We start from the raw sequence: 12,947 nt of genomic DNA on the forward strand, positions 1-12,947 counted from the left end.
TGGAGAGCGACAAATGCCGCACCTGAATATCGTCGTCATCGAAGATGATGCCGACCTGCGCGAGACGATGAAGGAACTGCTCGAGATCGAAGGCTTCACCGTCGATACCGCCGAGAACGGCCAGGAAGGCCTGAGCCTGATCGAGCGCAGCGGCCCGCCCTGCCTGATCCTGCTCGACATGATGATGCCGGTGATGAACGGCTGGGAATTCCTCGAAGCGGTGAAGCGGGACTGCCCGCCGGCGCTTGCGCAGACGCAGGTGGCGGTGGTGTCCGCGGCGGCGGACATGGCGGACGTGCAGCGGCAGTATGGCTGCACGATACTAAGAAAGCCGGTCAACCTCGCCCGTCTTTTCGAGCTGGCGCACGCGGCCTGCGACGACTGCTAGGCGGGAAGCGTCGCCAGGCAAGCAGCACGGCAAGCCCGAAGGCCGTGTATGCGGCAATGAACATCCACGGCGGAAGGTCGTAATACAGCAGCCGCCGCATCCAGTAGCCGATGAAACTCTCCACCTGCACGGGCTGCCCGGCGCGCGAACGCAGCCAGGCTTCCAGCGTGGTCAGCGGGCAGGCGATGCCCAGCCAGCTTTCGGCGACCACGATGGCGATCGCCAGCAGGTGGGCGAGCCGGAACCACCAGTGGTTGACCCAGCGCCAGCCGGCCAGGTTGCCGCCGACGATCAGCGGCAGGCCGGCGACGACGAACAGCACCACGCCCACGTGCAGCAGCAGCACCAGGTCGGCCAGCAATGCGGTGGGCATGGTCTTGGATAGCGTTGGAATGGGGCTAGGGGGAGCCGTCGAGCCCGGCGTACCAGGAAGCGTAGGGCGTGTTTCTGGCAAGATGGCGGTTATAGTCGGCTGCGCCGTCGGACCACCATACGGGTCCGCGTTCGCCCAGCGCGACCTTCGCGGCGTCGACTGCCGCCCGCGCGGCGCGCAGCGCGATCGCGTCGCCGCTGCGGTTTGCCGTCTGCACCGCGCGCCGCGCCGTCATCAGTTCGCTGGTCAGCTGCGCTCGGGTTTGTTCGGGCAATGCGGGATTCGTCGTGCGCCAGAGCCGGCCGCGCACGACGAAATATCGTCCGTCGGGCGTTACCGGGTAACGCATGGGCGCTTCTTCGGCAATCGTTGCCGGCGCGGCCTGGCGTGCATGGCCGCGCCGGGGGGCCTGTCAGGCCTTCAGATGATTGGAGATGAGCTTGGTCATCTCGAACATCGACACCTGTTTCTTGCCGTCGAAGACAGCTTCGAGCTTGGCATCGGCATTGATCATCCGGCGGTTGGCCGCGTCCTGGAGATCATGCTTCTTGATGTAGTCCCATACTTTCTTGGTGACTTCGGTGCGCGGCATCGGCTCCGTGCCAACCACTTCGGCCAGGATTTTAGACGGCGTTACCGGCTTCATGAAACCCGCGTTGGGCTTGCTCTCTTTTTTTGCTGCAGTTGCCATGGAATACTCCAAGATTCAGTGATGTAAAAACGCGAAACCCCGCGGGCTGGGACTCTGGCGGGGTGTGCGCTTCAAGCGCCGGAACAGCCGGAACGCCGCGAATTCTATCCTACTTCGCTGTGGCGTCATAACGAGCGGCGCCTACGTGTTATTTGAACCGAATCAACCTTCATGTCCGGCACGGCTTACCATGTCGGTCCTTAAGCAGAAAAAGAGGCCATCGTGGCAGCACTAGACGACTTTGTCAGGAAACAGAAAACGGGCGCGCAGTTCGTCATCAGCGCGCAGATGCTGCGCATGGAAGCGGAGGAATTCGACCGTCTCGCCCAGCAATGGCTGGACGACGGCGGCCCCGGCTTCAATGTCACCGGCGTGCCATTCCGGTCCGTGGTGGAAGACGCGTTCCTGATCACGCGGGTCACCGTCATCCGTACCACCGCCCAGGTCTGACGCGCGATGCCCCCTGCGGCATGCGCGATCTGTTACGCCGGGAACAGGAAGCGCTTGCGCAGCAGCAGCGCCGCCGTGGCGGGCGGCACCGGCGGCGACACGTAGTAGCCCTGGACCTCGTCGCAGCGAAGCGCCTGCAATATGCGCAGCTGTTCCACGGTCTCGACGCCCTCGGCCACCACCCGCATGCCGATCGCATGGGCCATCGAGACGATCGCGGTAAAGAAGGCAAGGTCCTCGGGGCCGCCGGCCAGCTGCGCGGTGAAGGACTGGTCCACCTTCAGGCCGTCCATGTCCAGCCTCCTCAATTGCGACAGCGACGAATAGCCGGTGCCGAAATCATCGACATACAGCTTCACGCCCAGCGCCCGGATCGCGGCGAGCTCGCCGCAGCCGGCGCCCTCCGCGGCCATGGTCGCCGACTCGGTGATCTCGACCTCGATCAGCGCGGCGTCGAGGCCATGCCGGGCCATGCAGCCGGCCAGGAAGCCGCTGACGGACGCATCGTCGATCTGGCGCGCCGACACATTGATCGACAAGGGCACGACCGGCAGGCCTTCGGCCTTCCACTGCGCCAGCTGCGCGCATGCGGCGGCGATGACCTGCTCGCCCAGCGGCACGATCAGCCCGTTCTCTTCCGCCAGCGGAATGAAGTCGTCCGGCGCGATCAGGCCGCGCGACGGATGGCGCCAGCGCACCAGCGCTTCCATGCTGCTCATTTCGCCGCTATCGCCCAGCACCCGCGGCTGGTAATGCAGCTCGAGCTGGCCGGTGTCGATTGCGAGTCGCAGCTCCGCCTGCCGCGTCAGCCGGCTTATCAGCAGTTCGGACAGCCTGGGCTGGAACAGGCGGTAACGGCTCTTGCCTTCGGCCTTGGCCGCATACATCGCAATGTCCGCATGCTTGAGCAGCGTCTCGCCGTCGGCGCCGTCGCGCGGATAGAGGCTGATGCCGATCGACGCGCGCACAGTGTGCCTGCTGCCCGCGCCGATGACGAACGGGTCGCCCAGCGTGTCGATGATGCGCCCGGCCACCGCGAGCACTTCGGCCTCGTTGGCCGCGGACTCCAGGACGATGGTGAATTCGTCGCCGCCCAGCCGGGCAATGCTGTCGCCCTGCCGCACCAGCGCCTTGAGCCGCAGCGCCGCCGCGCGCAGCAGGTCGTCGCCGGCGCCGTGTCCCAGCGTGTCGTTAACGTTCTTGAAGTCGTCGAAGTCGACGAACAGCAGCGCCAGCATCGACGCGCTGTCGCGCGCACGCTCGATCGCAGCCGGAAGCGTGCGCATCAGCCAGTGCCGGTTGGGCAGCGTCGTCACCGGGTCGGCATTGGCAAGGTGGGCCAGCGCGTCCTCGTGCGCCTTCTGGTCCGAGATGTCCCGCAACGTCACCGCCAGCCCGAGGCCGGAGCGGACCAGCCTGCGCTGCAGCCACTGCACGTCGCGCCCCTCGCGGGCGGGCAGGTGCATCTCGTCCTCGTAGAAGCCGGTCTCCATCGCGATCCGGCAGGCCGGCAGCATGTGGGATTCGAACAGCGCCGGCACCATGGCCGACAGCCGGTTGCCAAGCAGCTGCGCACGCGGCAGGCCGCGATACATCGCGCCGCGTTCATTGCAGTCCTCGATCAGAAAGTCCGCCAGTTGCCTGCCCTTGTCATACAGCGGCCGGAGCATGTAGAAGCCTTCGCGCGCGCTGTCGATGGCAAGCCGGTAGGTGGCCTGGACCTCGCGCTCGTACTGCGTGCGCCAGATCCGCCAGCTCGCCAGGCTCATGCTGACGCCGGTGAGCAGCATCAGCAGCGCGCTGCCAGCCAGAGCGATCAGGCGCAGCTCCCTTTCGCGCGGCTGGTAGGCAGCCGTCAGCCCGTCTTCCGCCAGCCCCACCAGCGCGACCAGCGGATAGTTCGGGACGCTGTGCCAGCCGGTGTAGCGGGCGCGCCCGTCGATGAAGCGGTCGCCCGCCATCAGGGCCAGGCCGGTCGGCCGGTCGAACGCCGGGTCGTCTTTCAGCACCGGGTGGCTGGCGCTGCCGCTGCCGGCGGAGCGCGCTGCGAAGAAGGCGCCGTCCCTGCGCCGGGCGGCGAAGAAGGCGCCGTCCCTGCGCCGGGCGGCGATGAAGTCGCCGTCGCGCAGGCTGGTGTCGTCGACGAAGGAGGACAGGTAGGCCGGCTCGATGGCGACCACCACGAGGCCGTTGAATCCGCCCTGGCTATCGTCGAGGCGGCGCGACAGGATGAGGACCGGGCGACTGGACCGCAGCCCCGGCATGGGCCGGGAAAACTGCAGGCCCAGCGTAGGGTCGTCCCGATGTGCGATGAAGTAGGCGCGTCCCGCGATGTTGAAGCGCGCGCTGCCCAGCGGCTGGGTGCTGGTGACAGGGTCGCCGCGGCGGTTGAAGATGGAGACGGCCAGCGCGGGCGACACCGGCACCAGTCCCTGCCGCACCTGGTCCTCCAGCTTTACCCCGCCGGCCGACTGCTGCCAGTGGTACTTCAGGCTCAGCATGATGTAGTCGACCTGGCCGATGATGCGGTCGAGTTGGTCCGCGTAGGCCCGCGACTGCGCCGCCGCGCTTGCATAGGCGCGTTCGCCGATGGCGCGCCTTTCGTTCTCCATGGTCCAGCAGGCCCAGCTCCATAGCGCCGCCGCCAGCAGGCCGAACACCGCCGGCCATAGCAGCAGGGTGCGCAAGTTGTTGGCCAGATGACGCAGTTTCTCGGCACGGCTGAAGGGAAGCGGCCTGGTCGGTATGAATCGCATCAGCGGTAGGCGGGCAAGGTCGCGGCCAAATGTGAGATCCCCTGGGGAAAGAATTTAACTTTTCCGAATGATAACGCCTCGCTTTGGAAAAGTGCAGCGCTCATTGACGCGAAGCCGCGCCATGCGCGCAAGATGCGACAAGTTTTTACCAATTGGTAAACACGCGCCCTAGCCTGATGGTTACAAGCGCCGCAGGGCTGTCGGGATGGCGCTGCGCCGCCGCATTAAAGGCCATCGATGCCGAATTTCAATCATGGCGAGACTAAGTATAATCATCTGATTTTTGGTCAGACCGCCTTCCCATGTCCATGGTCCAACTTGCGCTGCGCCGGCCGTACACCTTCCTGGTGATGGCCCTGCTGATCCTGCTCGCCACGCCGTTCGCGCTGCGCAATATGGCGACCGACATCTTCCCCGAAATTAATATCCCGGTCATCAGCATCATCTGGAATTACAACGGCCTGTCGGCGCAGGAGATGGGGCAGCGCGTGGCGGCCCAGACCGAGCGCGGACTGACCACGACCGTCAGCGACATCGAGCACATCGAGTCGCAGTCGCTGTCGGGCGTGTCGATCATCAAGATCTTCTTCCAGCCCACCGCGAACATCCAGACCGCGATCGCCCAGACCGTGGCATCGGTGCAGACCCAGGTCCGCCAGCTGCCGCCGGGGATCACGCCGCCGCTGGTCATCAAGTATTCGGCGTCCAGCATCCCGGTGGTCCAGCTCGCGCTGTCGTCGCCGACGCTGCCGGAGCAGACCGTGTTCGACGCCGCGGTCAACCAGCTGCGGCCGCAGCTCGTGACGATACCGGGCGTCGCCATCCCCTTCCCCTATGGCGGCAAGATCCGCCTGATCTCGGTCGACCTCGACGTGCAGGCGCTGCAGTCGCGCGGCATGGCGCCGGTCGATGTCGTCAATGCGATCAATACGCAGAACCTGGTGCTCCCGTCAGGCACCGCGAAGTTCGGCGAGACGGAATTCAACGTGCGCATGAACGGCTCGCCGGACGCCATCAGCGGCCTCAACGACCTGCCGGTGCGCACCGCGGCCGGCGCCACCACCTATGTCCGCGACGTCGCCCAGGTGCGCGACGGCTTCTCGCCGCAGACCAACGTGGTGCGCCGCGACGGCGAGCGCGGCGTGCTGCTGTCGGTGCTCAAGAACGGCGGCGCGTCGACGCTGGACATCGTCGCCAATGTGCGCGCGATGCTGCCGGTGGCGATGCAGACCATGTCCGCGGACATCAAGGTGACCCCGCTGTTCGACCAGTCGGTGTTCGTCAAGGCCGCCATCAAGGGCGTGGTCGCCGAGGCCGTCATCGCCGCCGGCCTGACCGCCGCGATGGTGCTGCTCTTCCTCGGCAACTGGCGCAGCACGGTGATCATCGCCGCGACCATACCGCTGTCCATCCTGGCTTCCATCCTGATGCTGTACATGCTCGGGGAAACGCTGAACCTGATGACGCTGGGCGGGCTGGCGCTGTCGGTCGGCATCCTGGTCGACCAGGCCATCGTCACCATCGAGAACATCGAGCGCCACCTGCACCTGGGCAAAACCCTGGAAGACGCGATCCTGACCGGCGCCGGCGAGATCGGCATACCGGTGCTGGTGGCCACCATGTGCATCTGCATCGTGTTCGTGCCGATGTTCTTCCTGTCCGGCGTGGCCCGCTTCCTGTTCGTGCCGCTGGCCGAGGCGGTGGTCTTCGCGATGGCCGCTTCCTACCTGCTCTCCCGCACGCTGGTGCCGACGCTGGTCATGCTGCTGATGGGCGGCGCGCATGCGGCCGACAGCACGCGCCCGCCCAGCCTGCTGCAGTGCATGTACCGCGGCTTCGACCGGCAGTTCGAGCGGGTGCGGCGCGCCTACATGCTGATCCTGTCCGCGCTGCTGTCGCGCCGGCGCAATTTCCTGTTCCTGTTCCTCGGCTTCTGCCTGCTGTCCAGCCTGCTCTACCCGGTGCTGGGCCGCGACTTCTTCCCGACCGTCGACGCCGGCCAGATCCGGCTGCACATGCGCGCGCCGACCGGCACCCGGATCGAGGAGACCGCGCTGCTGGCCGACCGGGTGGAAGCGGCGATCCGCGAGATCGTGCCGCCGGATCAGCTCGAGACCATCCTCGACAACCTCGGCGTGCCCAACAGCGGCATCAACCTCTCTTACAGCAATGCCGGCACCATAGGCGCGATGGACGGCGAGATCCTGCTGTCGCTGCGCGAGGGCCATCGCCCGACCGAGCAGTTCGTCACGAAGCTGCGGGCCGAGCTGCCCAAGCGCTTTCCCGGCATCGAGTTCTTCTTCCAGCCGGCCGACATCATCACGCAGATCCTGAACTTCGGCCTGCCGGCAGCCATCGATGTCCAGTTCTCCGGCAATGACCTGGCTGCGAACGCGGCGCTGGCGGGCGAACTCGCGAAGACCCTGCGGCGCATACCCGGCGCGGTGGACGCGCATGTCCACCAGCGCCTCGACAACCCGACCGTCGACCTGCAGGTCGACCGCTCGCGGCTCCAGCAGCTGGGCCTCTCGGCGTCCAACGTCGGCCAGAACCTGCTGATCGCGCTGTCGGGCAGCTCGCAGACGGCGCCGGCCTTCTGGCTCAATCCGCAGAACGGCGTGGTCTATAACGTCGCGGTGCAGGCGCCGCAATACCGGGTCGACTCGCTCGACGCGCTGCTCAATATCCCGGTCGCGGCCAGCCAGGGCAGCGCCGCCGGCAATTCGCCGCAGCTGCTCGGCAACCTGGCCACCGCCCGGCCCGCGCAGTCGCTGCCCATCGTCTCGCGCTACAACATCGTGCCGGTGGTCGACCTCTACGTCAGCGTCCAGGGCACCGACCTGGCAAGCGTCGCCAAGCGGGTCAATGCCGAGGTCGATAAAATACGCGCGAAGCTGCCGCGCGGCAGCCAGGTCACCGTGCGCGGCCAGGTCGAGACCATGCAGTCCTCGTTCGCGGGCCTGCTGATCGGCCTGGCCATGGCCATCGTGCTGGTCTACCTGCTCATCGTGGTCAACTTCCAGTCGTGGATCGATGCGGCCATCATCATCACCGCGCTGCCCGCGGCGCTGGCGGGCATCGCCTGGATGCTGTTCATCACCGGCACCACGCTGAGCGTGCCGGCGCTGACCGGCGCCATCATGACGGTGGGCGTGGCCACCGCCAACAGCATCCTGCTGATCGACTTCGCGCGGGAGCGGCGAGCCGAAGGCATACCGGTGTTGACGGCCGCGCTGGAAGCAGGCGCCACCCGCATCCGGCCGGTGCTGATGACGGCGCTGGCGATGATCATCGGCATGATCCCGATGGCGCTGGGCGTGGGCGAAGGCGGCGAGCAGAATGCGCCGCTGGGCCGCGCAGTCATCGGCGGCCTGCTGTTCGCCACGGTATCGACGCTGTTCTTCGTGCCGGTCGTGTATGCGGCCGTGCACCAGCGGCTGGCGGCGCGCAAGGCGTCCCGCGCCCGGCTGCTTGCAGTCACCGAATAAACGCATTAGGAGAAGCAAGCAATGTCCGACGAACGTCATTCCGGCCTCGGCCAGCAACTGCCGCATGCCGACAGCGACGGCGACCTGCTGAAGCGTCGCCAGCTGCTGCGGCGCGCGCGCATCGGCGTGGTGGTGGTGCTGGTGCTGCTGGGCGCCGGCGCCGCGCGCACCATCGTCAGCCGCATGGCCAATGCGAACACGCTGGAGAGCGTCGCCGCCACCGCCAACAAGACCTATGTCCGCACCACCACGCCCAAGGCCGCGGGCGGCGGCGGGCAGGCGCTGGTGCTGCCGGGCACGCTGCAGGGCTATACGCAGTCGCCGGTGGCGGCGCGCGCCAGCGGCTACCTGAAGCGCTGGACCACCGACATCGGCAGCCGCGTGCAGAAAGGCGACCTGCTGGCGGAAATCGAAACGCCTGAAATCGACCAGCAGCTGTCGCAGGCCGTCGCGGCGCGGGCGCAGACGTCGGCCAGCCTCGGGCTGGCCCGCAGCACGATGGAGCGCTGGGAAGCGCTGCGCAAGAAAGACGCGGTATCGCAGCAGGATCTCGACGAACGCCGCAGCGCCTATACGCAGGCGCAGGCCAACCTGGCCTCGGTGGACGCCAACATCGAGCGGCTGCGCCAGCTCGGCGCATTCAAGCGGGTGACGGCGCCGTTCGCCGGCGTCATCACCCGCCGCAATGTCGACGTCGGCGACCTGATCGATGCGGGCGGCGGCAGCGGCCGCGCGCTGTTCGTGCTGACTCAGACCGACCCGCTGCGCATCTACGTCAATGTGCCGCAGTCGTATGCGCAGGTCGTCAAGGCCGGGCAGGCGGTGCAGATCAGCCAGCCGGAACTGGCGGGCCGCAGCTTCGAAGGCAGGATTGCGCGGACTGCCGCCTCGATCGATGCGAGCACGCGCACGATGCAGGTCGAGGTCGGTCTCGCCAACCCGGACAATGCGCTGCTGCCGGGCGCCTATGTGCTGGTGTCGCTGCCGGGGGCCGCGGGCTCGACGCTGACGATGTCGACCAATGCGCTGATCCTGCGCAGCAGCGGCCCGCAGGTGGCGCTGGTGGACCAGGACCGGCGGGTGCGCCTGAAGCCGGTGAAGATCGGCCGCAATTTCGGGCAAACGGTGGAAGTGCTGGAGGGCGTGGGACCGGGCGACAGGCTGGTGCAGAATCCGCCGGATTCGCTGGCTGAAAACGACCAGGTCGAATTCGCGCCCGATGCGCCGGCCGCGCAGAACACCGCGGCCGCCGGCGGCAACCGGCCAGCGCCATGAGGGGCATGCGCCCCCGGGCCGGCCTGGCGCTCTCGCTCACGCTGATGCTGCTTGCGGGATGCGCGACCGGTCCCGAGTACCGCAGGCCCGAGCTGCCGATGCCGGCGTCCTGGGCCACCGAGGCGCCGTGGCGCGAAGGCCGGCCGGACGACGCCGCGGCAAAGGGCCGGTGGTGGCTGCGCTACGGCGACCCGGCGCTCGACGCGCTGCAGGCGCGCGCGCTGGAAAACAGCCCCACCCTTGCGCTCGCCGGTGCGCGGCTGTCGCAGGCGCAGTCGACGCTGGAGGCGGCGCTGGCGGGCCGCTATCCCCAGCTGGGCCTGAACCTGCGCGGCGTGCGCCAGCGCATCTCGGCCAACCGGCCCTTGACCAATTACAACTCGCCCAACTTCGCCACCGTCCAGAACGACGCGCTGGCGTCGCTGAGCGTGAACTATGAAACCGACCTGTTCGGCCGGGTGCAGAGCAGCATCGCCGTGGCCGCCGCCGCGGCAGAGCAGTCGGGCGCGGACCTGGAGAATGTCAGGCTGCTGCTGGGCGCCGACCTGGCGACGGCCTACTTCAACCTGCGCGCGGTCGATACCGAGCTCGACGTCGTGGCGCAATCGGTGGCCCTGCAGCGCCGGGCGCTCGAACTGGCGACTTCCCGCCATGACCTCGGCGCCGTGTCGGGCCTGGACGTGGCGCAGCAGCAGGCGCTGCTCGACAACACGCTGACGCAGGTCGACCTGCTAAAGCGCCAGCGCGGGCAGTTCGAGCATGCGCTGGGCACATTGACGGGAACGGGCGCACCGGTGTTTGCGCTGGCGCCCCGCCCGCCCGACGCCCCGGTCCCGCAAGTGCCGTCGGTGCCGGTCGGCGTGCCGTCCGACCTGCTGGAACGCCGGCCCGACGTCGCCGCCGCCGAGCGCGCGATGGCTGCCGCGAACGCGCAGGTCGGCATCGCCAATGCCGCGTTCTATCCCAGCATCAGCCTCGGCGTGACGCTCGGCGCCGAGTCGCGCGCGCTCGGCGCGCTGCTGGACGCGCCCAGTTTGCTATGGTCGCTCGGCGCTTCGCTGGCGCAGCCGCTGTTCGACGCGGGACGCATACGCGCGAACCTCGCCGGCGCGCAGGCAGGCTACGACGCCACCGTGGCCAACTACCGCCGGGTGGTGCTGACCGCGATGCAGGAAGTCGAGGACGGCATCACGGGCATGGCCTCGCTCGAACGCGCGTATGCGCAGGCGCTGCGGGCCAGCGACAGCGCAGCCAGGGTGCTGGACCTGGCCACGGCGCGCTACGAGGGCGGCGTCGCGAGTTATCTCGACCTGATCAGCGCCCAGCAAAGCCTGCTCAATGCGCAGCGACAACAGGCGCAGCTGCTCGGGCAGCGGCTGCTGGTGTCGGTGTTCCTGGTCAAGGCGCTCGGCGGCGACCTGCGCCCGCCTGGCAGCGACATGCAGGCGGCCCAGCCCGCGCCGCCGGTCAGACCCGCAGGCTCCTGACCGCCTTGCCGTGGCAGTTCTTGTAACGCTTGCCGCTGTTGCACAGGCAGGCGTCGTCGCCGCCCAGCCCGCGTTCGAGCATGTTCTTGACGATCAGCTGCGCCACCGCGAGCCGGCGCATCAGCGATGGGTCCGCCGGCTGTTCGGCATGCAGCATCAGGAACTGCTTGCGCCCGAGCGTGATGAAATCCTCGACCAGCGGGTCGCGCCGCAAGGCGCGGCGTTCGCGGTCCACTTCCGGCGCACCGGCGCTGCGCCTCGGATCCTCGACGAAGAGGATGGTCTCCTCGCCGCCCGGCCGCGAGGCGATGTCGACGAGTTCGCCGTCCGCGGTGCGCCGCGCCACGTGGAACTCGGCCTCGATCAGCGCATCGCCGCATTGCCAGATGGCCCAGCCGGGCACGGCCGCAAGCCCGGCATCGTCGATATCGCCGCGGACCGGGATGAAGCGCGGCTCGGCGTTGCCGGCGACTTCCCTGCAAAGCTTGCGGACCGGCGGGCTGATGGCGGCTGGGGTGGTGCTCTGGAGGTTCATGATGATGGATAGCCGGCGGAATGATGGGGAAGGCCGGTATTGTAGGCCGTAACGGGCGAAGCGCATTGCACCAATCGGCGAACGTCGATGATGGCGGCGCATCGAACGATGCCGCCAGCCGGCATTCGCTGCGGACCCGGAAGGCCTCCCCTGCATCCGCGGAAACGTTTATATAATGGCTGCACCAACCATCACCCGCGACTGCTTCCGGGCTTCCGGCAACGATGCCCTCGACGTTCCCCTGCCCTACCCAGGACCCGCCATGACCGCCTCTTCTTCCCGCACCACGCTGACCGACTGGATCGACGCTCATTTCGATGACGAGGTCGCCTTCCTCGCCGAACTGGTGCGCATCCCCACCGACACGCCGCCCGGCGACAACGCGCCGCATGCGGACGCAGTCGCCGAAAAGATCGAAGCGCTGGGCTGGACCGTGGAACGCTACCCGGTGCCGCGGCAAACCGTGCTCGACTATGGCATGACCAGCATCACCAACCTGATCGTGCGCCGCCGCTATGCGGAAGGCGGGCCGACGGTCGCGCTGAATGCGCATGGGGACGTGGTGCCTCCGGGCGAAGGATGGACCAGGCCGCCGTACGGCGCGCAGATCGAGGATGGCCGCATGTACGGCCGCGCCACCGCGGTGTCGAAGTCCGACTTCGCCACCTTCTTCTATGCCGCGCAGGCAATCGAGGCGCTGGGCCTGCCCCTGCGCGGCGCGCTGGAACTGCATTTCACGTATGACGAGGAATTCGGCGGCACGCTCGGGCCGGGCTGGCTGCTGGCCCAGGGGCTGACGAAGCCGGACTACCAGATCGGCGCGGGCTTCAGCTACAACGTGGTCAATGCCCACAATGCCTGCCTGCAGTTCGAGGTCACCGTGCATGGCAAGGCAACGCACGGCTCGATCCCGGAAACCGGACATGATGCATTGCAGGCGGCGACGGTGGTCCTCAATGCGATCTATGCGGAAGTGCCGCGACTCAAAACCATACGCTCCGGTATCGCCGGCATCGATCATCCGACGATGATCGTCGGCCGCATCGACGGCGGCACCAACACCAACGTGGTGCCCGGCAAGGTCGTGCTGAAGATGGACCGCCGGATGATCCCCGAAGAAGACCCTGCGCAGGTCGAGGCCGACGTGCGGCGCATGATCGCGGATGCGGTCGATGGCCTGCCCGGCATCCGGGTGGAAGTCCGGCGCCTGCTGCTGGCGCAGGCGCTGCGTCCGCTGGCGGGCCAGGAGAAGCTGGTCGAGAGCCTGCGCCGCAATGCAGGCGAAGTCCTGGGCGAACCCATCACCGCGCTCGGCTCGCAGCTCTACACCGACGCCCGGCTTTATAGCGAACATGGGATACCGGCGGTGCTGTACGGCGCCGGCCCGCGTTCGGTGCTGGAGTCCAATGCGAAGCAGGCCGACGAACACCTGGTGCTGGAAGACCTGCGCGCGGCCACCAAGGTCGTCGCGCTGACGCTGCTCGATTTCCTTGCGCCCTGACTG

Annotated in this window: 11 protein-coding genes; 6 read left to right on the top strand and 5 right to left on the bottom strand. The window is 67.8% G+C overall.

Features of this window, described 5'->3' with window-relative positions; genetic code table 11:
• The first annotated feature begins 13 nt into the window (after positions 1–13).
• The gene (locus QOL82_RS26110; RefSeq protein WP_283445250.1) at positions 14–388 is read left to right on the top strand and encodes a response regulator; all 375 of its coding nucleotides are present in this window, start codon (positions 14–16) and stop codon (positions 386–388) included.
• Here the strand turns inward: QOL82_RS26110 and QOL82_RS26115 are convergent.
• The 3 genes from QOL82_RS26115 to QOL82_RS26125 all read right to left on the bottom strand — a co-directional run bounded on the left by QOL82_RS26115 (position 336) and on the right by QOL82_RS26125 (position 1,452).
• On the bottom strand, positions 336–761 hold the full coding sequence (locus QOL82_RS26115; RefSeq protein ID WP_283445251.1) for a DUF2784 domain-containing protein: 426 nt from the start codon (positions 759–761) through the stop codon (positions 336–338). The two genes, QOL82_RS26110 and QOL82_RS26115, sit on opposite strands and share 53 nt — an antisense overlap.
• 25 nt (positions 762–786) lie before the next feature.
• Positions 787–1,110, bottom strand: coding sequence for a hypothetical protein (locus tag QOL82_RS26120; RefSeq protein WP_283445252.1), 324 nt, complete (start codon positions 1,108–1,110; stop codon positions 787–789).
• A 63-nt stretch (positions 1,111–1,173) separates the two neighbouring features.
• On the bottom strand, positions 1,174–1,452 hold the full coding sequence (locus QOL82_RS26125; protein ID WP_283445253.1) for an SWIB/MDM2 domain-containing protein: 279 nt from the start codon (positions 1,450–1,452) through the stop codon (positions 1,174–1,176).
• Positions 1,453–1,674: 222 nt separating this feature from the next.
• On the opposite strand from QOL82_RS26125, the gene QOL82_RS26130 reads away from it, so the two are divergent.
• Positions 1,675–1,902: a hypothetical protein gene (locus QOL82_RS26130; protein ID WP_283445254.1), complete on the top strand. Its 228-nt coding sequence runs from the start codon at positions 1,675–1,677 to the stop codon at positions 1,900–1,902.
• Positions 1,903–1,934: 32 nt separating this feature from the next.
• Here the strand turns inward: QOL82_RS26130 and QOL82_RS26135 are convergent, their stop codons facing one another.
• Positions 1,935–4,658, bottom strand: a complete 2,724-nt coding sequence (locus QOL82_RS26135; RefSeq protein WP_283445255.1) for a bifunctional diguanylate cyclase/phosphodiesterase — start codon at positions 4,656–4,658, stop codon at positions 1,935–1,937.
• Positions 4,659–4,960: 302 nt separating this feature from the next.
• Here QOL82_RS26135 and QOL82_RS26140 point away from each other — a divergent pair, with 302 nt between their 5' ends.
• Genes QOL82_RS26140 through QOL82_RS26150 form a run of 3 tightly spaced genes read left to right on the top strand, consistent with a single transcriptional unit; the run spans position 4,961 to position 10,908 of the window.
• Entirely contained in the window at positions 4,961–8,146 is a 3,186-nt protein-coding gene (locus tag QOL82_RS26140) for an efflux RND transporter permease subunit (RefSeq protein ID WP_283445256.1), read from the top strand.
• Between the two features lie 21 nt (positions 8,147–8,167).
• A complete protein-coding gene (locus tag QOL82_RS26145; RefSeq protein WP_283445257.1) occupies positions 8,168–9,421 on the top strand; it encodes an efflux RND transporter periplasmic adaptor subunit in 1,254 nt (417 codons plus the stop codon).
• A gap of 5 nt (positions 9,422–9,426) precedes the next feature.
• Positions 9,427–10,908, top strand: a complete 1,482-nt coding sequence (locus tag QOL82_RS26150) for an efflux transporter outer membrane subunit (protein WP_283445292.1) — start codon at positions 9,427–9,429, stop codon at positions 10,906–10,908.
• Here QOL82_RS26150 and QOL82_RS26155 read toward each other — a convergent pair.
• Positions 10,889–11,443 carry an SEC-C metal-binding domain-containing protein gene (locus tag QOL82_RS26155; protein WP_283445258.1) on the bottom strand — a complete coding sequence of 185 codons (555 nt, stop codon included), beginning with the start codon at positions 11,441–11,443 and terminating at the stop codon, positions 10,889–10,891. The genes QOL82_RS26150 and QOL82_RS26155 overlap by 20 nt on opposite strands.
• A gap of 262 nt (positions 11,444–11,705) precedes the next feature.
• Here QOL82_RS26155 and QOL82_RS26160 point away from each other — a divergent pair, with 262 nt between their 5' ends.
• The gene (locus tag QOL82_RS26160; protein ID WP_283445293.1) at positions 11,706–12,944 is read left to right on the top strand and encodes a M20/M25/M40 family metallo-hydrolase; all 1,239 of its coding nucleotides are present in this window, start codon (positions 11,706–11,708) and stop codon (positions 12,942–12,944) included.
• Positions 12,945–12,947: the final 3 nt, after the last annotated feature.

The organism is Noviherbaspirillum suwonense, from assembly GCF_900182955.1.
GTDB classification, from domain to species: domain Bacteria; phylum Pseudomonadota; class Gammaproteobacteria; order Burkholderiales; family Burkholderiaceae_D; genus Noviherbaspirillum_A; species Noviherbaspirillum_A suwonense.